General features: G+C 72.5%; 20 protein-coding genes. 10 read left to right on the top strand and 10 right to left on the bottom strand.

Annotated features, from left to right (window positions below; translation table 11 throughout):
* Positions 1-274: 274 nt before the first annotated feature.
* Complete coding sequence (locus tag ABZ807_RS05065; protein ID WP_357153016.1) at positions 275-409, bottom strand: hypothetical protein; 135 nt, start codon at positions 407-409, stop codon at positions 275-277.
* Positions 410-573: 164 nt separating this feature from the next.
* Between ABZ807_RS05065 and ABZ807_RS05060 the strand changes: the two genes are divergently transcribed.
* Entirely contained in the window at positions 574-2355 is a 1782-nt protein-coding gene (locus ABZ807_RS05060; protein WP_357153014.1) for an adenylyl cyclase, read from the top strand.
* Between the two features lie 144 nt (positions 2356-2499).
* Here the strand turns inward: ABZ807_RS05060 and ABZ807_RS05055 are convergent, their stop codons facing one another.
* Both ABZ807_RS05055 and ABZ807_RS05050 read right to left on the bottom strand, forming a co-directional pair.
* The gene (locus tag ABZ807_RS05055) at positions 2500-3096 is read right to left on the bottom strand and encodes an ATP-dependent Clp protease proteolytic subunit (protein ID WP_357153012.1); all 597 of its coding nucleotides are present in this window, start codon (positions 3094-3096) and stop codon (positions 2500-2502) included.
* Positions 3097-3229: 133 nt separating this feature from the next.
* Entirely contained in the window at positions 3230-3817 is a 588-nt protein-coding gene (locus tag ABZ807_RS05050) for a helix-turn-helix transcriptional regulator (protein ID WP_357153009.1), read from the bottom strand.
* Positions 3818-3972: 155 nt separating this feature from the next.
* Between ABZ807_RS05050 and ABZ807_RS05045 the strand changes: the two genes are divergently transcribed.
* A complete protein-coding gene (locus ABZ807_RS05045; protein WP_357153006.1) occupies positions 3973-4989 on the top strand; it encodes a potassium channel family protein in 1017 nt (338 codons plus the stop codon).
* 220 nt (positions 4990-5209) lie between these two features.
* Here the strand turns inward: ABZ807_RS05045 and ABZ807_RS05040 are convergent, their stop codons facing one another.
* Together ABZ807_RS05040 and ABZ807_RS05035 are read right to left on the bottom strand one after the other, a co-directional pair.
* On the bottom strand, positions 5210-6244 hold the full coding sequence (locus ABZ807_RS05040; protein WP_357153003.1) for a 2-oxoacid:ferredoxin oxidoreductase subunit beta: 1035 nt from the start codon (positions 6242-6244) through the stop codon (positions 5210-5212).
* Entirely contained in the window at positions 6237-8084 is a 1848-nt protein-coding gene (locus ABZ807_RS05035; protein WP_357153000.1) for a 2-oxoacid:acceptor oxidoreductase subunit alpha, read from the bottom strand. The genes ABZ807_RS05040 and ABZ807_RS05035 overlap by 8 nt, the downstream gene beginning before the upstream one ends.
* A gap of 505 nt (positions 8085-8589) precedes the next feature.
* Here ABZ807_RS05035 and ndhC point away from each other — a divergent pair.
* Positions 8590-8967 (top strand): NADH-quinone oxidoreductase subunit A, encoded by a 378-nt coding sequence (gene ndhC / locus ABZ807_RS05030; RefSeq protein ID WP_357152998.1) that lies wholly within the window; start codon positions 8590-8592, stop codon positions 8965-8967.
* A 26-nt stretch (positions 8968-8993) separates the two neighbouring features.
* Here the strand turns inward: ndhC and folP are convergent, their stop codons facing one another.
* Positions 8994-9863, bottom strand: a complete 870-nt coding sequence (gene folP / locus ABZ807_RS05025) for a dihydropteroate synthase (protein WP_357152995.1) — start codon at positions 9861-9863, stop codon at positions 8994-8996.
* A 154-nt stretch (positions 9864-10017) separates the two neighbouring features.
* On the opposite strand from folP, the gene ABZ807_RS05020 reads away from it, so the two are divergent.
* From ABZ807_RS05020 to ABZ807_RS05000, 5 genes are all read left to right on the top strand, one after another.
* On the top strand, positions 10018-10710 hold the full coding sequence (locus ABZ807_RS05020; RefSeq protein WP_357152992.1) for a DivIVA domain-containing protein: 693 nt from the start codon (positions 10018-10020) through the stop codon (positions 10708-10710).
* Positions 10707-11204 (top strand): SRPBCC family protein, encoded by a 498-nt coding sequence (locus ABZ807_RS05015; RefSeq protein WP_357152990.1) that lies wholly within the window; start codon positions 10707-10709, stop codon positions 11202-11204. The genes ABZ807_RS05020 and ABZ807_RS05015 overlap by 4 nt, the downstream gene beginning before the upstream one ends.
* 40 nt (positions 11205-11244) lie before the next feature.
* Positions 11245-11844 (top strand): DNA-3-methyladenine glycosylase I, encoded by a 600-nt coding sequence (locus ABZ807_RS05010; RefSeq protein ID WP_357152988.1) that lies wholly within the window; start codon positions 11245-11247, stop codon positions 11842-11844.
* Positions 11841-12422 carry a hypothetical protein gene (locus ABZ807_RS05005; protein WP_357152985.1) on the top strand — a complete coding sequence of 194 codons (582 nt, stop codon included), beginning with the start codon at positions 11841-11843 and terminating at the stop codon, positions 12420-12422. Before ABZ807_RS05010 ends, ABZ807_RS05005 begins: the two co-directional genes overlap by 4 nt.
* Before the next feature lie 70 nt (positions 12423-12492).
* Positions 12493-13245: a glucose 1-dehydrogenase gene (locus tag ABZ807_RS05000; protein WP_357152982.1), complete on the top strand. Its 753-nt coding sequence runs from the start codon at positions 12493-12495 to the stop codon at positions 13243-13245.
* A gap of 89 nt (positions 13246-13334) precedes the next feature.
* Here the strand turns inward: ABZ807_RS05000 and ABZ807_RS04995 are convergent, their stop codons facing one another.
* A complete protein-coding gene (locus tag ABZ807_RS04995; RefSeq protein ID WP_357152980.1) occupies positions 13335-14126 on the bottom strand; it encodes an enoyl-CoA hydratase-related protein in 792 nt (263 codons plus the stop codon).
* A 4-nt stretch (positions 14127-14130) separates the two neighbouring features.
* Positions 14131-14949, bottom strand: a complete 819-nt coding sequence (locus ABZ807_RS04990) for a PaaX family transcriptional regulator C-terminal domain-containing protein (protein ID WP_357152977.1) — start codon at positions 14947-14949, stop codon at positions 14131-14133.
* A gap of 189 nt (positions 14950-15138) precedes the next feature.
* Here ABZ807_RS04990 and ABZ807_RS04985 point away from each other — a divergent pair, with 189 nt between their 5' ends.
* Both ABZ807_RS04985 and ABZ807_RS04980 read left to right on the top strand, forming a co-directional pair.
* Positions 15139-15306: a DUF3117 domain-containing protein gene (locus ABZ807_RS04985; RefSeq protein ID WP_007455245.1), complete on the top strand. Its 168-nt coding sequence runs from the start codon at positions 15139-15141 to the stop codon at positions 15304-15306.
* 144 nt (positions 15307-15450) lie between these two features.
* A complete protein-coding gene (locus tag ABZ807_RS04980; RefSeq protein WP_357152974.1) occupies positions 15451-16926 on the top strand; it encodes a leucyl aminopeptidase family protein in 1476 nt (491 codons plus the stop codon).
* A gap of 57 nt (positions 16927-16983) precedes the next feature.
* Here ABZ807_RS04980 and ABZ807_RS04975 read toward each other — a convergent pair whose 3' ends face one another.
* Positions 16984-17592 carry an O-methyltransferase gene (locus ABZ807_RS04975; protein ID WP_357153096.1) on the bottom strand — a complete coding sequence of 203 codons (609 nt, stop codon included), beginning with the start codon at positions 17590-17592 and terminating at the stop codon, positions 16984-16986.
* Between the two features lie 244 nt (positions 17593-17836).
* Positions 17837-19585: a zinc ribbon domain-containing protein gene (locus tag ABZ807_RS04970; RefSeq protein ID WP_357152971.1), complete on the bottom strand. Its 1749-nt coding sequence runs from the start codon at positions 19583-19585 to the stop codon at positions 17837-17839.
* Between the last annotated feature and the right edge of the window lie 9 nt (positions 19586-19594).

Here is a 19594-nt window from a genome sequence, read left to right as displayed (position 1 = left end):
CCCCTACTCGCCAACTCGCCTCAGTCGCCTTCCTGAACCGTGTGTCGCAGGTTCGAATCCTGCCGGGGGCACCTCAAAGATCAGCAGAAACGGCCGCTGGCCAGCGGATACTCCATCGCATCGATGGGCTGTCCTGTGCAGTGATGTGCCGCCCGAAGTCGCCGTTTGTGCCTGTCTACGGACTATTCACGAATTGATCTTGAATGGGGGTGCGGAGTGTTTCCGCGGCTCAAGTGAGCCTAAGCGCTGGGGATGCCTGGTGGAAGCTTCGGCTTCACGTTCTGTTGTCGTTGCCTTCCTCAAGGTCGTCAGCGGGCAGGTCATAGAGCCCCATGTCAAGACTCTCTGCCGTCATGCGTTGAAGCAACTGCCGCCGCTCTTGCCGCCGCTGCTCTTGGTACTTCAGCACGTCGGCGAGTTTGATGCGGCGGTTACTGTTGGGCCGCTCACTGGCGCTGTCGACCCTGGCGGGGTAGAAACAAGCTCTTCCCTGTTACGTCACTCCGACTGCCCGCCGCATCGACGAGAGAGCGCTCTCAGGCGCGCGGGCGGCCATCACCGACAGGTAGGCCGATGACATCCCACCTCCAACCGTCCCGTCGCCAACTCCTCGCCCTCGCCGCCACCGCCGCCGCGGTCGGTCTCGCCCCCACGCCCGCCCTCGCCGCGCCGGCGCGCCCCGAGCACCGGGAGGACGAGCCCGACTTCGGCCCGAACGTCTTCGTCTTCGACCCGAGTACCCCGATCGCAGAGATCCAGTCCATGGTGGACCTGCTGTTCACCCGCCAGGAACACAACGAGATGGGCACCGACCGGTACGCGGTGCTCTTCAAGCCCGGCCGCTACGAGGTGAACGCTCGGCTGGGCTACTACATGACCGTGGCCGGCCTGGGTGAGCACCCGGACGACGTGGAGATCCACGGTGCGGTACGCGTCGTCGGCCAGCCCGACCCGAGCTCCCCGGCCGGCATCTCCGCGCTGACCAACTTCTGGCGCTCGGCGGAGAACCTCTCCATCGCCCCCACCGACTGGTCGAACCAGTGGGCCGTCTCCCAGGCGTCGCCGATGCGCCGGGTGCACGTCAAGGGAATCCTCTGGCTGGAGCCGGGCAACGGTGGCTACTCCAGCGGCGGCTTCATCGCCGACTCGAAGGTGGACGGCATCACCATCAACGGCTCCCAGCAGCAGTGGCTCACCCGGGACAGCGAGCTCGGCGGCGACTGGACCAACGGGGTCTGGAACCAGGTTTTCTCCGGCGTGCTCGGCGCGCCCGCCCAGGGCTTCCCGAACCCGCCGTACACCACGCTGCCGACCAGCCCGGTGACCAGGGAGAAGCCGTACCTCTTCGTGGACGCCGCCGGCCGCTGGCGGGTCGCCGTGCCGGGCCTGCGCCGCGACACCGCCGGCACCAGCTGGGCGGCCGGCGGCGGGACGCCCCGCTCGCTGCCGCTGCACGACTTCTTCATCGCCCGCCCGAGCCACGACGCCCAGCGGATCAACCGGGAGCTGGCGCGCGGCAAGCACCTGCTGCTCACCCCGGGCGTCTACCGTCTGGACCGCGCGCTGCGGGTCATTCACCCGGGCACCGTGGTGCTCGGCCTCGGCATGCCGAGCCTCGCCCCGACCGGCGGCGACGCCGCGCTGCGGGTAGCCGACGTCGACGGCGTACGCATCGCTGGCATTCTGGTCGACGCCGGCCAGCCGGAGTCGGAGGTGCTGGTCCAGATCGGCCACCGGCACTCCCGCCGCAACCACGACCACGATCCGATCTCGGTGCAGGACGTCTTCTTCCGCATCGGCGGCCCCTGGCTCGGCCGGGCCCGGACCAGCCTGGTGGTGGAGAGCAACCACACGCTGATCGACAACGTCTGGGCCTGGCGCGGCGACCACGGCAACGGCATTGGCTGGACGGCCAACACCGCCGGCGCCGGCGTGATCGTCAACGGCGACGACGTGACCGCGTACGGGCTCTTCGTGGAGCACTACCAGCGCTACCAGACCATCTGGAACGGCGAACGCGGCCGGACGATCTTCTACCAGAGCGAGCTGCCCTACGACCCGCCGAGCCAGGCCGCCTGGACCAGCCCCACCGGCCGCGGTTGGGCGTCCTACAAGGTCGGCGACCGGGTATGCGAGCACGAGGCGTGGGGGTTGGGCGTCTACTCCTACTTCAACCAGGGCGTGGACATCCGCTGCGACCGGGCGATCGAGGCCCCCCGCCGTGTCGGGGTCCGCTTCCACGACATGGTCACCGTCTTCCTCGACGGCAACGGTGGCATCGAGAAGACCATCAACGAGGTCGGCACCCCGGTCGTCGGCAGCTACGGCACCAGCCCGGTGGTCAGCTACCCGTGACGACGGCGCGCGGGTGACTGCGGGCCGGCGCCCACCCGGCGTCGGCGATCAACACCCGGTGATTTCGTCGACCTGCCCTGACCCGATGCGCGGACTGCGGCCGGCGGGGGACCATCCCGCCGGCCGCAGTTCGTCGCCCGCCGGTCAGCCGGCGAGCTGGTCCACGCGGGCGATCACCTGGTCGATCAGGCCGTAGTCGCGGGCCTGCTCGGCGGTGAACCAGCGGTCCCGGTCCCAGTCGCGCTGGATCTCCTCCAGCGTGCGACCACTGTGCTGGGCGATCAGCTCCTGCATGGTCCGCTTCACGTGCAGCATGTTCTCGGCCTGGATGGTGATGTCGGCTGCGGTGCCGCCCATCCCCCCGGAGGGCTGGTGCATCATGATTCGCGAGTGGGGGAGCGCGAAGCGCTTGCCCGCCGCGCCGGCGCAGAGCAGGAACTGCCCCATCGACCCGGCGAACCCGAGAGCCAGCGTGGCCACGTCGTTCTTCACGTACCGCATGGTGTCGTAGACGGCCATGCCCGCGCTCACCGAGCCGCCCGGCGAGTTGATGTAGAGGAAGATGTCCTGCTCGCTGTCCTCGGCGGCGAGCAGCAGGATCTGCGCACAGATCTGGTTCGCCGTGGCGTCGGTGACCTCGGTGCCCAGGAAGACGATCCGTTCCCGCAGCAGCCGCTCGAACACCTGGTCACCGAAGGTCGGCTGACCGCCGTCCAGCATGCGCACGTTGTACCCGATCATCGCGACCGCCCTCCAGACTGCTGCCGGCGGGCGTACCGCCCGGGAACCGGCGTCTCCAGCCTGCGCCCGGCGCTGGTCGCGGCCCCAGGGTTTCTGCGGGCGGCAGATCCGCCGACGGCAGAACCGGGCCGGCCTACACCGCGGTCAGCCGCCGCCGGCCCGCCCGGGCCCGTCGGCGGGCCAGCAGTCGGGAGGTACGCGGGCCGGGGTGCCCGGCCGGCGCGGAGGTGATCAACCGGACCCGCAGGCCCACCCCGCCGACGGTCGACCCGACGGGCGACGCCGGACCGCCGACGTGCAGGATCGGCCCGCCCAGCCGCAGCACCGGCCCGGCCGCGTGCCGGAATGGGGTCGGGGCGGCGGACACGGGCGGCGTCGCCCCGGCCGGGTGGAAGCCGATGCGGACCGTCGGGCCGGTGTCGTCACGCGCGGACGGCACCCGCTCCAGCCGGGCCAGGGCCGCCCGAGGCGCGGCGGGAATACGCCGCTCGACCCGGCGCAGGTCGTCGCGCGCCTCTTCGAGCAGGTCGGACAGGCGGATGCCGAGGGCACGGCAGATCGCGGCGAGCACCTCCGAGGAGGCCTCCTTGCGCCCGCGCTCCACCTCGGAGAGGTAGGGCAGCGACACCCCGGCCGCCTCGGCGACCTCGCGCAGGGTGCGGCCCTGCCCCAGCCGTACCCGGCGCAGCACTCCGCCGATCACCCGTCGCAGCAACGACATCCGGGCCTCCTCGCGGTCGGCGTCTGTGGAACTTCCCCCCATCATGCCCGGCGCCGTCCCCGCGCACCCGCCCGGTTCGCCACCCCGGCGTGCGGGTCACCGCCCAACCGCTATGTTGTGGGCGTGCAGGCGACCCAGGGGGAGCAGGACCAACGGTGATCCATTTCCCGGCGCAGCGGCGCGGCCCGCTGAGCACGTTGAGCCTCCGCCTGGCCGCCGCCGTGGCTCTGGTGGTCATCACCATCGCGGTGGTCTACCTCGACCGGAACGGCTACCGCGACGTCAACGAGGACGGGTTGACCCTGCTCGACTGTGCCTACTACACGGTGGTCACCCTCTCAACGACCGGGTACGGCGACATCACCCCGTTCTCGCCGTCGGCCCGGCTGGTCAACGTCCTGTTCATCACCCCCGCCCGGGTGGTCTTCCTGATCATCCTGGTCGGCACCACCCTGGAAGTCCTGACCGACCAGTACCGGACCGGCCGTCGTCTGGTGCGGTGGAGGAGAACCGTGAAGGACCACGTCATCATCTGCGGCTACGGCACCAAGGGCCGCAGCGCGGTCTCCGCCCTGCTGGAAAACGGCCTGGACAAGTCCCGGATCGTGGTGGTGGAGCGCAGCGGCACCGCGCTGCGGCAGGCCACCTCCGCCGGGCTGGTCGCCATTGAGGGCTCCGCCACCCGCTCGTCGGTGCTGGAGGAGGCGCACGTCCGCAACGCCAAGGCGGTGATCATCGCGACCGACAGCGACGACGCGTCGGTGCTGGTGGCGCTCACCGCGCGGCAGCTCACCGCCGGTCAGGTCCGGATCATCGCGGCGGTCCGGGAGGCGGAGAACGCCCCGCTGCTGCGGCAGAGCGGCGCCCACCACGTGATCGTCTCCTCGGCCACCGCCGGCCGGCTGCTGGGGCTCTCCACCTCGGCGCCGCCGCTGATCGACGTGGTGGAGGACCTGCTCACCCCCGGCCAGGGCATGGCGCTGGCGATGCGCTCGGCCGACCGGCACGAGGTCGGCAAGTCGCCGCGCGAGCTGGAGTCCCTGGTCATCGCGCTGGTCCGCCGCGGCAAGGTGGTCACCCTCGCGGACAAGGCCGCCGCGGTGATCGAGACCGGCGACATGCTCGTCCACGTCCGCGACGACCGCCCGACCGCCGGCACCCCCGCTCTCTGACCCGCCCTTGCCCAGCCCGGGCCATGTGTCCAGGTCGGGCCCGGTGACGAACCCGTCCACCGACATCGAGATGTCCACCTCAACAATTGCGCCCGGAGGTGGGCCTTCTCGCCGCGATGGACGTGTTCGAGGCGCCCGGCCTGTTCGCCGCGTTCGGCCTTCCGGCGAGCCTGGACCACCAGGGTCTGTCTCCCGGGTCGAAGGTCCAGGAGACAGCTACCTAGCGGATCGTCCAGGTGTCGCCGCTGGCCAGGAGGCCGGCGAGCTGCTGCTCCGGGGTCTCGGTGACCTTCGCCTTCGCCGTCGCCACCTGCTCCTGCACCACGCTGTCGTACGACGGGCGGTCGACCGAGCGGAACACGCCGATCGGGGTGTTGCGCAGGTCGAGCCCGGGCAGCCGGGACAGCGCGAAAGCGTACGCCGGGTCGGTGACGCCTGCGTCGTGCACCACGATGTCCTCGGCCGGGGTGGCCCCGGTCTCCCGGACCTCCAGCCCGAAGCCGCCCGGCGGGTGGACGACGCAGAACTGCCCGTCCCTGCCGAACGTGATCGGCTGCCCGTGCTCCAGCCGGATCAGGTAGTCGTCCCGGGTGGCCGGCTCCTTGAGCTGGTCGAACGCGCCGTCGTTGAAGATGTTGCAGTTCTGGTAGATCTCCACGAAAGCAGAGCCCTGGTGTTCGGCGGCGGCCCGCAGCACCGACTGGAGGTGCTTGCGGTCGGAGTCGATGGTCCGGCCGACGAAGGTGGCCTCCGCGCCCAGCGCCAGCGACAGCGGGTTGAACGGGGCGTCCGCCGAGCCGACCGGGGTCGACTTGGTGATCTTGCCGACCTCGGAGGTCGGCGAGTACTGCCCCTTGGTCAGGCCGTAGATCCGGTTGTTGAACAGCAGGATCTTGAGGTTGACGTTGCGGCGCAGCGCGTGGATCAGGTGGTTGCCGCCGATCGACAGAGCGTCGCCGTCGCCGGTGACCACCCAGACCGACAGGTCCGGCCGGGTGACCGACAGACCGGTGGCGATCGCCGGGGCACGGCCGTGGATCGAGTGCATCCCGTAGGTGTTCAGGTAGTACGGGAAGCGCGACGAGCAGCCGATCCCGGAGACGAAGACGGTGTTCTCCCGCGGGATGTTCAGCTCCGGCATGAACTGCTGGATGGCCGCCAGGATCGCGTAGTCACCGCAGCCGGGGCACCAGCGCACCTCCTGGTCGGACTTGAAGTCCTTGGCGGTGAGCTTCAGGGCGACGGGCTCAGACATTCTTCAGGACCTCTTCCAGCGTCGTCTCCAGCTCGGCGGCGGTGAACGGCAGGCCGCGGACCTGGTTGTAGCCGATCGCGTCGACCAGGTACTTGGCCCGGATCACGTGGGCGAGCTGGCCGAGGTTCATCTCGGGGATGACCACCCGGTCGTAGGAGCGCAGCACCTCGCCGAGGTTGGCCGGCATCGGCGCCAGGTGGCGCAGGTGCGCCTGCGCGATCGACAGGCCGCGCTGGCGCAGGCCCCGGCAGGCCGCGCCGATCGGCCCGTACGTCGAGCCCCAGCCGAGCACCAGCACCCGGGCGTCGCCGTCCGGGTCCTCCACCTCTACGTCCGGCACCGGGATCGTCTCGATCCGGGCCGCCCGGGTCCGCACCATGAAGTCGTGGTTCGCCGGGTCGTACGAGATGTCGCCGGTCTTGTCGGCCTTCTCCAGGCCGCCGATGCGGTGCTCCAGCCCCGGCGTGCCCGGGATGGCCCACGGCCTGGCCAGGGTCTCCGGGTCGCGCAGGTAGGGCAGGAAGGTGGTGCCGTCCTCGCCGTTGGGCGTGGTGGCGAACTCGACCCGCAGGTCGGGCAGCGACTCCACGTCGGGCAGCAGCCACGGCTCGGAGCCGTTGGCGACGTAGTTGTCCGACAGCAGGATCACCGGGGTGCGGTAGGTCAGCGCGATCCGGGCCGCCTCCAGCGCCGCGTGGAAGCAGTCGGCCGGCGACTTCGGCGCGATCACCGCGACCGGGGCCTCACCGTGTCGGCCGTGCAGCGCCATGTTCAGGTCGGCCTGCTCGGTCTTGGTGGGCATGCCGGTGGACGGCCCGGCTCGCTGCACGTCGACGATGACCAGCGGCAGCTCCAGCGCCACCGCGAGGGAGATCGTCTCGCTCTTGAGCGCCACGCCCGGGCCGCTGGTGGTGGTGACGCCGAGCGAGCCGCCGTACGAGGCGCCCAGCGCGGCGCCGACCGCGGCGATCTCGTCCTCGGCCTGCATGGTGACCACGCCGAACCGCTTGTGCTTGCTCAGCTCGTGCAGGATGTCCGAGGCCGGGGTGATCGGGTACGCCCCGAGGAACACCGGCAGCCCGGAGCGGACGCCGGCGGCCACCAGGCCGAGGGAGAGCGCCGCGTTGCCGGTGATGTTCCGGTAGGTGCCCGGCAGCATCTTCGCCGGCTTCACCTCGTACCGGACGGAGAAGGAGTCGGTCGTCTCACCGAAGTTCCAGCCGGCCCGGAAGGCGGCCACGTTCGCGGCGACCAGCTCCGGGCGGGCGGCGAACTTGCGCTCCAAAAAGCGCAGCGTCGAGGAGTACGGCCGGGAGTACATCCAGGAGAGCAGGCCCAGGGCGAACATGTTCTTCGCCCGCTCGGCGTCCTTCTTGGACACCGCCTGCTCGGCGAGCGCGCCGACCGTCATCGACGTCAGCGCCACCGGGTGCACCACGTAGCCGGCGAGCGAGTCGTCGTCCAGCGGGCTGGCCTGGTAGCCCACCTTGGCCAGGTTGCGCTTGGTGAACTCGTCGGTGTTGACGATGATGTCCGCGCCGCGGGGCAGGTCGGCCAGGTTGGCCTTGAGTGCCGCCGGGTTCATCGCCACCAGCACGTTCGGCGCGTCGCCGGGGGTGAGGATGTCGTAGTCGGCAAAGTGCACCTGGAAGCTCGACACTCCGGGCAGCGTGCCTGCGGGTGCCCGGATCTCGGCCGGGAAGTTGGGCAACGTGGAGATGTCGTTGCCCAGCTGCGCCGTCTCCGAGGTGAACCGGTCGCCGGTCAACTGCATGCCGTCGCCGGAGTCGCCGGCGAACCGGATGACCACCCGGTCCAGTTGACGGATCTGCTTGGTCACGCCTGCACCTCGCTTCGCTCAGCCCCGTCGCACGGGCGGCTGAACCTGATGGTGACCCCGCCTTGCCCCGCCACGTGACCTCCTTGACGCGCCGCTGCGCCGATCCACCCGTGGCTGGTCCGGCCCGCTGTCGTTTCTCACCCAGAGCCTACGTCGAGCCGTTAGGGCATCCTTGGTGGAGGTCCGACGAGTGGGACCAAATCCGAAGGCCGTTCATCCGGCTATGAGCCGTTTCGGGATGACTGCCGTAATCGAGATCACTGCCGACGGCCCTTACCGGGGCCCGTCCGCTCAGTCGGATGCCGGGTTCGCCGGCGGGCTGGCCGCGGTACACCCGGAGGGCGGACCGATCCGCCACCGGTCCGCCCAGCCGGCGCCGTGCAGAGGTGGTGGCCGGCAACAGTTGCCGGACGGCACTAGTCCCACCGGGAAGCAAATCCGTAACGTGTGCGGTGCGGCTCCCGATCCGGTCGGCCGGGGTCCGCGCCCGGTAGGCTGACCCACCGTGACCGGTTACCTGGGCTCCTACGCGACGCTCGGGCTCCTGCTGCTCGCCAGTGCTCTCTTCTTCGTTGCGGCGTTCTCGGCCAACCGGGTGTTACGTCCTAGCCGTCCGGCTGATCCTTGGGGTAAGCGGACCAGCTATGAGTGCGGCCTCGACCCGGTCGGCGGGGACTGGGCGCAGATGCAGATCCGCTACTACGTCTACGCGTACCTCTACGTGCTCTTCGCGGTCGAGGCGGTCTTCCTCTTCCCCTGGGCGCTGGTCTTCGACCGCCCCGGCTTCGGCCTGCTCACGGTCGCCGAGATGGGCATCTTCGTGGCCGTGGTGGCGCTCGGCATCCTCTACGCCTGGCGCAAGAACATCCTCCGCTGGACCTGACACCCCTCCCCGTGCGAGGGAACGGGTCAGGCGAGGCCGCGGCGAGTGCGGGTCGGGGGGCGGTCGCCGCGGATCGAGGCGACCATGTCCAGCACCCGGCGGGTGGGACGGACCTGATGGGCGCGGAAGACCCGGGCGCCGAGCCACGCCGAGACAGCGGTCGCGGCGAGGGTGCCCTCCAGGCGCTCCGGCACCGGCAGGTCCAGCGTCTCGCCGATGAAGTCCTTGTTCGACAGCGCCACCAGCAGCGGCCAGCCCGTGTCGGTCAACTCGTCGAGCCGTCGGGTGATCTCCAGCGAGTGCCGGGTGTTCTTGCCGAAGTCGTGCGCCGGGTCGATCAGGATGCCGTCGGGGCGTACCCCCAGGGCCACCGCACGCTCGGCGAGCCCGGTCACCGTCGTGACCACGTCGGCGACCACGTCGTCGAAGGCGGCCCGGTGCGGCCGGGTACGCGGGGCCAGCCCGCCGGCGTGCGAGCAGACCAACCCGGCCCCGGTCCGCGCCGCCACCCGGGCGAGCGCCGGGTCGGCGCCGGACCAGGTGTCGTTGAGCAGGTCCGCGCCCGCCGCCACCGCCTCCACCGCCACCTCGGCCCGCCAGGTGTCGATCGAGATCACCACGTCGGGGAAGGCGGCCCGGACGGCGGCGATGGTGTCCACCGTCCGCCGGATCTCCTCGGCGACGTCGACCTCGTCGCCGGGGCCGGCCTTGACCCCGCCGATGTCGATGATCTCCGCGCCCTCGGTCACCGCGCGCTCCACCGCGCGCAACGCGCTGTCCTCGGCGAAGGTCGCGCCCCGGTCGAAGAACGAGTCCGGTGTGCGGTTCACGATCGCCATCACCACCAGATCGCCCGGTGCGAACGTCCGCCCACCGAGCCGCAGCGCCCCGGCCATCCCGCCTCCCGCCCGTCGCCGGCCGGGTCAGCCGGCCGCTGACGACGCTATCCGGTCGGCCGGCACGCCGCCGGGCGGGGACGTCACCAGAGGATCCACGCGCTTGCGGTGGTTGGGGTCGCTCGGGGGGCGGTCGCCGTGCCACGATCTGTCCATGGCTCAGGTCTTGCTCGTACTGGTCATCGCATTGACCGTGGCGGCGGTGGTGTTCGGGGTGACCGTGCTGGTCTCCGGGCGGGATGCCGGCCTGGCGCCGGCCGAGCCGGACGGCCAGGCCGTACCGCTGCCCGGCACCCGCCCGCTGCGCGAGGCGGACGTCGGCGAGGTCCGCTTCGACACCGCGCTGCGGGGCTACCGGATGGCCCAGGTCGACCAGGCGATGCGCCGGGCCGCCTACGACATCGGCTACAAGGCCGAGCTGATCGGGGTGCTGGAGGCCGAGGTCGCGGCGCTGCGCGAGGGCCGGGTGGCCGACGCGGACGCGCTGCGCGGGGCCCGCGAGGCGGCGGCGGGCAGCCCCCCGGCCGCCCACACCACCCCCGGGTACGCCGGCCCCGCCGCGACCCCGGCGGACGGGACGGCCGACGCGCCGCGCGACGTGCAGGTGGCCGCGGCGGATGCCGACGGCCCGTCGACCACGCAGGACGAGATCCGGCCGTCCGACGCCGACCTGCCGCCGGCCGACGCCGCCCACCGGCCGGACCCGCGCGACGCCGACGCCGCGCCGGCCCTGCGCGGCACCGCCGTGCACACCGACGCCCGATCCGACGTCGCCGACGGCGGCGACCCGGACGCCGGCCCGGCCGGCGGGCGGCCCGGCGACAGGGTCCGCTCGGAGCCGTTGTGACCGGCCCGGAGCGCGCGGACGACCTGCGTGAGGCGGCGCAGCCCGGCGCCGGCGAGTTCACCGCCACGGTGATCGTGGACGCCCCCGCCGACCGGGTCTTCACCGCGCTCACCGACTGGGAGCGGCAGTCCGACTGGATCCCGTTCACCACCGTCCGCGTCGTCGAGGGCGACGGCGGGGAGGGCACCCTGGTCGAGGCGGTCACCGCGCTCGGGCCGGCGGTGCTGCGCGACGAGATGCGGGTGGTGCGGGTCGACGCGCCGTACGAGGTCGGCGTCGTGCACTGCGGCAGGCTGCTGCGCGGCCCCGGGGTGCTGCGCTGCACCCCGCTGGCCCGGGACCGCACCCAGGTGGTCTGGCACGAGTGGTTCCACCTGCCCGGCGGGGCGGCCGGCCGGATGGCGTGGCCGCTGCTCTGGCCGGGTTCCAAGGCGGGCCTGACCCTGGCGTTGAAGAGGTTCGCCCGGCTGGTCGAGCAGGGCCGGTTGCCCTGACCCCGCCGCGCTGTCGGGGCCCTGCCATAGCGTGTACGCCGTGACTGACCTGGTGACCGGCCCCGACGGGCTGACCCGCTGCGCCTGGGGGACGAGCACCCCGGACTACGCCGCCTACCACGACGCGGAGTGGGGTCGGCCGCTGCGCGGCGACGACGCGCTCTACGAACGGCTGACGCTGGAGGCGTTCCAGTCCGGCCTGTCCTGGCTGACCATCCTGCGCAAGCGGCCCGCGTTCCGGCTGGCCTTCGACGAGTTCCGCATCGAGCGGGTCGCCGGCTACGGCGAGGCCGACGTGACCCGGCTGCTCGCCGACGCGGGGATCGTCCGCAACCGCGCCAAGATCGAGGCGGCGGTGGCCAACGCGCGGGCCGCGCTGGAGCTGCCCGACGGGCTCTCCGCGCTGCTCTGGTCGTACGCCCCGCCGCCCCGGGCGGCACGGCCGGAGTCGTTCGCCCAGGTACCCGCCCTGACGCGGGAGTCCACCGCGCTGGCCAAGGCGCTCAAGAAGCGCGGCTTCCGCTTCGTCGGCCCCACCACGGCGTACGCGCTGATGCAGGCCACCGGCATGGTCGACGACCACCTCGCCGGCTGCCACGTGGTCGCCGCCGGGGCGGCCCGTGATTCGATTGGGGCATGACCGCAACCGACCACCGCACCGGCGGGACGACCGACGTCGGCGGGCGGGCGGAGAGCGCCTGGGCGGTGCTCCTGCCGGCCGGCCGCCTCAACGCCGAGCGCCTCGTCCACCACGACACCCTGGAGCTGCCCGCCCCGGCCGGGCAGCCCCGGCCGCGCACCGGTGACCCGGTGGCGGTGCTGGTGGACGAGCCGCCCCGGCTGGTGGCCCTGGGCCGGGTCGCCCGCGTGGGCGAGGGCACGCTGGTGGTGACGTACACCCGGCGGGCCTTCGACGAGCCGGCGCCGGCCGACCAGGTGCGGATCGCCGGGCCGGTCAGCCCGCTGGACGCCGGGGTCTACCGCGAGCTGGCCGATCGGCTCGGCCCGCCGCCGCTGCGCCGCACCTGGCTGGTCAGCCTGGACCTCCCGATCGAGGCGGACTCCCGGGCCGAGGCGGTCCGGCTCTTCTGGTCGTACGTGCAGGAGCTGGGCCCGGCCGAGCTGCCCGCGTTCGTCTCCCCCTCCGGCGACGAGCTGGCCATGCAGGCGTTCGTGCTGGGCGTCGAGGCCAACCAGGACCCGGAGGAGGACGACTAGCCCGCACCCCGCCGGGTAAGGGCAGCCCGGCGAGCGCCGGCGGCCGGCCGGCCCGGGTGGGGGAGGGTCGATGCGGTTCCAGGACAGGGTCGCGTTCGTCACCGGCGGCGCCTCCGGGCTGGGCGAGGCCGCCGCCCGACGCTTCGCGGCGGAAGGCGCCCGGCTGGTGATCGCCGACATCGACGCCGAGGGCGCCCAGCGGGTCGCCGGCAGCCTCCCCGATGCGGTGGCGGTCACCGTCGACACCGGCGACGCCGCCGCCGTCGAGCGGGGCGTCGCGGAGGCGATGGGGCGCTACGGCCGGATCGACGTCATCTTCAACAACGCCGGCATCGACGGCCGGCAGCAGCCGCTGCACGAGATGGACGTGGCGAACTGGCAGCAGGTCCGCCGGGTCAACGGCGACGGCGTCTTCCACGTGCTCCGGTACGGCATCGAGGCGATGCTGCGCGGCGGCGGGGGCGCGATCGTCAACACCTCGTCCACGACCGGGCTGGCCGCCCAGGAGAACATCTCCCCGTACACGTTCACCAAGGCCGGCATCGTCGGCCTGACCCGGTCGGCGGCGGTGGAGTACGCGGCCCGCGGCATCCGGGTCAACGCCATCGCCCCCACGGTGGTGATGACCCCGTTGGTGGCGCACTTCATCGACAGCGCGCCCGATCCGGGCGAGATGCGGGCCCGGATGGAGTCGTTCAACCCGAAGCCCGGCATCCCCACCCCGGACGACGTCGCCGGGGTGGTGGTCTTTCTCTGCTCCGACGACGCGGCCTGGATCACCGGCCACACCATCCCGATCGACGGCGGCTACACCGCCCGCTGACCCCCCAAGGGGAGCCACTCCTCGTCGATCAGGCGGTGGACGGCGGTGTGGATCTCCTCGACCACCGCCAACCTCATGATCGGCAGGGGTCAGTGGCCCTCGAAGGTGGGCCTGCGCTTCTCGACGAAGGCCATCGTGGCGGCCTTGTGGTCGGCGGTGGCGCCGCAGATCGCCTGGGCCTGTGCCTCGGCGGCGAGAGCGTCGGCGAGGGTGCCGGCGTCGGCGATGGAGAGCTGGCGCTTGATCGCCCCGTACGCGACGGTCGGGCCGGCGGCGAGCCGGGCGGCCAGCTCCTGCGCGGTCGGCAGCACCTGCTCGTCGTCGTCGACCAACGTGGTGAGCAGGCCCAGCCGGCAGGCCTCCTCGGCGCCGACCGGCTCGGCGAGCATCAGCAGCTCGACGGCCTTGGCGTGGCCGACCAGCCGGGGCAGCGTCCAGGAGGCGCCGGTGTCGGCGGCCAGCCCCACCCCGGCGAAGGCCATCAGGAACTTCGTCTTCGGGCCGCCGACCCGGAAGTCGGCGAGGAACGCCAGCGAGGCACCCGCCCCGGCGGCCATCCCGCGCACCGCGGCCACCACCGGCTTGGGCAGGCTGGCCAGCCGGGCGGCGATCGGGTTGTAGTGCGCCCGCACGGTGTCCAGCGGGTTCGTGGTGGTCGACTGGAGGGTCTGCACGTGCTCGCGGAGGTCCTGGCCGGCGCTGAACTGTCCGCCCGCACCGGCCAGCACCACGGCCCGGCAGGAGCGGTCGGCTTCCAGCTCGGTCAGGGTGTCCCGGAGCGCCTCCTTGAGCGCCACGTCGAGCGAGTTCATCGCCGTGGGGCGGTTCAGCGTCAGGGTGACCACGGCGTCGGTGCGGTCGACGAGCAGCGGCTCGGTCACGTTTCTAACGACCCTTCTGTCGGGCGGTGCGGTTGCTGGCGTCGAGGCACTGCTCGACGTACCGGTCGGCGGCCGGCCGCAGCCGGGCCGCGTGCCGGTCGAAGAAGCTGGCTGCGGCGGTGCCCGGCCAGCGCTCCGGGAGCAGCGCCGGGGGCAGCTGCGGGTCCCGGAAGAGGAAGGTACGCCACGCGTGCACCAGCCGGAACCGGGCCGCGTACGCCTCCTCGTCGCCGCTGCGCACGGTCACCCCGGCCAGCAGCGGCCGCTGCTTGGCGACGAACTGCTCGTACGCGCGCCCGACCTCGGTGAGGTCCCAGGCCCGGCGGACCACCCCCATCGCGCCCGGCGTGCCGGCGGCGTGCGCGGCGGTGAACCGCTCGTAACGCACCCCCGCCTCCGCCAGGAGCATGTCCACGTCCTCGCTCGCCCGGGTCGCCACCCAGGTGTGCTCGTCGAGCGTGCCGTAGCCCCGGAAGCTCAGGTTGACGGCGAGGCGCTGCCGGTCCCGGCGGGCCGTCGGGGTCTGGAGCACCAGCAGGTCGAACCGGCCGTCCCAGGTGACCCGGCCGGTGCGGTAGATCCGGACGGCCGCCTCGTCGAGTCGTCGGGCGGCCTTCGGCGTGATCGAATATCCCGGCCCGGTCGCCATCCGCAGTGGGTCGAGCCAGCCCTGGCGGACCATCCGGGAGACCGCGGTGCGCACGGCCGGGGGTGCGATCCCGAGCGGCGCCAGCAGCTTGACCAGGGCGGCGACCGGTGCGCGGCCACCCCTCGGCCGGAGGTAGTCGCCGTACAGGTCGAAGAGTGCCGACCGTGCCTGCATGACCGCACATTGTGACAGGCCTTCTCAAGATAAGCTAGATGCTGTTACATCAATGCTGCCTCGGTTTGGGTCCGGCGGTGTTCATCAGGGAAAATCGTTGTCGACACCCCCGCGTACCTTGCGGGTGGTCGTGACGAAGTGGCTGTGGGGCAACCCACCGACCCTGATACAGGTCTGAGGGGAGACAACATGGCGGCGATGAAGCCGCGGACGGGCGACGGTCCGCTGGAAGTCACCAAGGAGGGCCGGGGCATCGTCATGCGGGTCCCGCTGGAGGGCGGTGGCCGGCTCGTCGTCGAGATGACCCCCGACGAGGCCAACGCGCTCGGTGACGCGCTGAAGGCGGCCGCCGGCTGATCGACCGACAAGCCGCGCGGCGACGCGCGGGTGGTTCGTCGTATCCCTGAGCCACCGGTCACACCGGTGGCTCAGGGTCTTCACCTGTCGTACGCGGGGCGTCCAGGCCCCGCACCACGATCCTTCCCGGAGGTACGGTCCAGCGTGCTCGCCATCCGCCTGTCAGTCGGTCCGGACCGGCTCGACACCCTCGTCCTGCCCGTCCGCGCCGCGGCTGCGACCGACGGGGGCGACACCCCGGCGACGCTGGCCCCGACCGGGCCGGCCCTGCCCGACGAGGTGCTGGCGGAGGCGACCGCCCTGCTGCCGGCCACCCGGCTGACCGGCCGGGCCGGTGAGACGTACACGCACCTGCGCCCGTCCCGCACCCCCGGCCGGCTGCTGCTGCTCGGCGTCGGCGACGGGGCCGACCGGGCCTGGCGGGCCGCCGGAGCGGCCCTGACCCGGGCCGGCAAGGATGAGACACACATCACGTTCGCGGTGCCGACCGGCGCCGGGGCGACAGCGGTCCGCGCCCTCGTGGAGGGGATGCTGCTCGCCTCGTACCGGTTCCGGATGACCGAGACCGGCGAGTCACCCGCGCTGACCGGGGTGGACCTGCTGGTCGACGACCCCGACGCGTACCGCGACGCGGTCGAGGTGGCCCTGACCACCGCCCGGATGACCCGGCTCGCCCGGGACCTCACCAACACCCCGTCCTCGGTGAAGAACCCGCAGTGGTTCGTCGCGCAGGTCGAGGCCGCCGCGGCCGACCAGCCCGACCTGCACCTGCGGGTACGCGGCCCCGAGGAGTTGGCGGCCGAGGGCTTCGGCGGCATCCTCGCCGTCGGCGGCGGCTCGGCCAGCGCGCCCCGCCTGGTCGAGCTGGACTGGCGGCCCGCCGACGCCCGCACCCACGTGGTGCTGGTCGGCAAGGGGATCACCTTCGACACCGGTGGTATCTCGATCAAGCCGGTGCCGGCGATGAAGCTGATGCGCAAGGACATGGCCGGCGCCGCCGCTGTGGTCGCGGCGACCCTGGGCGCGGCGGCGCTGCGGCTGCCGGTCCGGGTCACCACGCTCGCCCCGCTGGCGGAGAACATGGTCAGCGGGTCGGCGTTCCGCCCCGGCGACATCGTCCGCCACCACGGCGGCCTGACCAGCGAGACCACCAACTCCGACGCCGAGGGCCGGCTGGTCCTCGCCGACGCGCTGGCGTACGCCGCGCGGGAGCTCAAGCCGGACCTCCTGATCGACCTGGCCACCCTCACCGGCGCCAACGCGGTCGCGCTCGGCAAACGCACCGGCGCCCTCTACAGCGAGAACGATCAGCTCGCCGCCGATCTGCTGGCCGCCGTCGACGCCGCCGGCGAGGCCGCCTGGCGGATGCCGCTGCCCGCCGACTACGTCGAGCACCTCGGCAGCGACCTGGCGGACCTGCACAGCTCGCCCGCCGTGGGCGCCGGCTCGGTGACCGCCGCGCTCTACCTGCGCGAGTTCACCGGCGACCTGCGCGACCACTGGCTGCACATCGACATGTCCGCGCCCTCCTGGGCCGAGGGCGACGACGCCGAGCTGACCCGGGGCGCGACCGGCTGGGGCGTACGCGGGCTGCTGCGCTGGCTGGCGACGCTCGACTGAGCCGGCGGTCCCGCCCGGCGCGCGGCGGACGCCGGGCCGGGCGGGGTCAGGGGCGGGTCAGCACTTCACGGCGGCGAGCAGGCCGTGCCCCACCGGCAGCAGCGCCGGGATCCAGTGCTCGGACTCCCGCAGCGACTTGATCGTCTCGCGGATGGTCACCGTCTCGGCGTCCCGCGCGGCCGGGTCGCCGATCCGCCCGCCGGCCAGGGTGCCGTTGAGGGCCAGCACCCCGCCGGGCCGCAGCAGCCGCAGCGCGGCGTCCACGTACGCGGCGAATCCGGTCGCCTCGGCGTCGACGAACACCAGGTCGTACGCGCCGTCGGCGAGCCGGGGCAGCACGTCCAGCGCCCGCCCGGTGATGATCCGGGTACGCCCCGACGGAAAGCCGGCCTCGACGAAGATGCGCCGGGCGATCCGCTGGTGCTCGATCTCCAGGTCGATGGTGGTGAGCACCCCGTCGGCCCGCATCCCGCGCAGCAGCCAGACACCGCTGACCCCGGTGCCGGTGCCGATCTCCACCACCGCCCGGGCGTTGCCGGCCGCGGCGAGCAGGCGCAGCGCCGCCCCGGCCCCGGGCGTGACCGCGTCGAGGCCCACCTCCCGGGCGAGGCTGCGGGCGGTCCGCAGGACGAGGTCCTCGCCGACGTACGACTCGGCGAACTGCAGCGCCTGCGCCGTCGGAGTGCCGGAACTGGCGACCGTGACGATGGGACACCTCCGGGCGGCGGGAGTGGTGCGAGGGGCGGGTTGGCGGGTATGAGCGTCTCTGATCAGCTTAGTGATCGTGGGCCGGATTGAGTTTCCGGGATCGTTTCCCATCTGGGTGGGGATGCGTGGGCGTGGAGGTGGAATCCTGCGCCCAGTGCTGCTCCTCGTGGCTGGTGGCCGGTGGTGGGTGTGCTGATCGTCGTCACGCCCTGGTGCCGGTGGGCTGCGCGGGGCAGCCGCATCCGGTCCGTTGGTGTGTGTCCCTCCGGACGCTTGCCCGCCTGGCCGTGGGGCCGGGTGGGGAGGGTGCCCTGCGTCGCCTGGGCGCGGGGCGTGTTGGCTTGTGCCGGGTGGGGCCGGATTTCGACCGGTCCTTCCGGCTGGTCCTCGTGATGACCGCCGACGCTTCGAGCTTGTCGACCACGGTGCGGATCACCATCTGCTCGCTGTTCTTATCGGTGACGGTCTTGGTCTGGTGGGTGAGGCCGCGGGCGGCGATCCGGCGCCATGCTCCGTTGTCGCGGTCGCCTTGCCAGCGGCAGGACTGGTTGGGGCAGATGGCCCATTTCCATCCCGCCACGGTCGGCTTGTCGGGGGCTTTGCGGTGCCGCACCGGGGTCAGGCAGTGGGGGCAGTGTTTGGAGGTGTTGCGCGCGGGCGCGGTGACGACGGCGATACCTTGCTCGGCGGCGAGGTGACGCATGCGGTCGGCGATCTGCCCGCGTACCTGCTGGGACAGGCGCGTGTTCATGGTGGCGCCCATGCCCCGTGCTTCCATCGACCGCAGGTCTTCCAGATAGATCACGGTCGCCCCGGCGGCGATCGCCTGGTCCATGGCCCATCTGGCGGCGGCCCAGGCGATCGCGTCGTTCAGCTTCGAGCGGCGCTCGGACACGTGGCGGAACTCGTCCCGCAGTACCGCATGCTTGCCGACGAGTTCGTGCTGCTCGTCAACGCCGATGAGCCGCTGGTAGTGGTCGGCCTTGGCGTGCAGCCGCTCACTGTGGCGGCGCAGGCGGTGCTGCTTGGCGAGGACTCCGGCGGCCCGGAATTGAGCACCAGCCCCCAAAGCGGTGATCCGGCCGTCGGTTTCCAGTCGTAGGGCTCCGGCGGACAACAGGGTGTTCAGGCCCCAGTCCACGCCGAGCGCGACCGTGTGACCGGTACGCCGGGCCTTCGGCACGGCGTGGGTGTACGCCATATCGGCGCGCACCTTGCCGCCCGTGACTCGGAGGGTGGGCAGGTGCAGCACCGCCGAGGCGGAAACCGTGGGGGGCAGGGTGATCGGACAGGCCACCCACGTCCAGTCCCGGTACGCTCGCGGATCCGGTCGTGAGGGAAGCTGCAACCTCAGCATCGCCCTCGTGGGGTCGGTCTCGCTGCGTTCGATGGTGGCCTGCTGCCCGTCACACGCGGCGAGCAGCAGCATCCTGGCGACTCGGGGGACGTCTTCCAGCTCGCACACGTCCACCGGCAGACGACCATGCGCGGCAAGGAAGGTGGCGGCCTGCCGGGTGCGGGAGGTGATGACGCCAGACGGCAGATACTCCCCGCCCGGGACCGCCTGGCGCACCTGCTCCCACTCCTGCGTGGTGCGCTTACGCGGATCGGCTGGCCAGGTCGACAGGACCCCGGCGGTCAGGTCAGCACGCCACTTCACCGAGCGCAGAGCACGCCCGGCCTGTTCCTGGGCCATACGCACGATCCGGTCGTTGACCTTCACGCCCTCCGGGGCGGTGGCGGTCCAGCCCAGGCGCCGCAGCGCCATCCACGCGTTCGACGGCAGCTTCCGGCCACCGGCGTCCTCGCCGCAGGCGAGCACATCAACGTCGCCTGCGTTCCAGCGCTCAGCCAGCAGCGCGGAGACCATCCCCGCCACCAGGTCGGCGCACCAGCCCACACGCTCTGCGAGCACGGCCGGGGACAGGATCTCACCGGACTTCCCGTCCACCCCTGTTCG

It is taken from the genome of Micromonospora sp. NPDC047548, assembly GCF_040642975.1.
Taxonomy (GTDB): domain Bacteria; phylum Actinomycetota; class Actinomycetes; order Mycobacteriales; family Micromonosporaceae; genus Micromonospora.
Note: the sequence above shows the minus strand (reverse complement) of the source record. Positions and strands in the feature narration are given on the sequence as shown.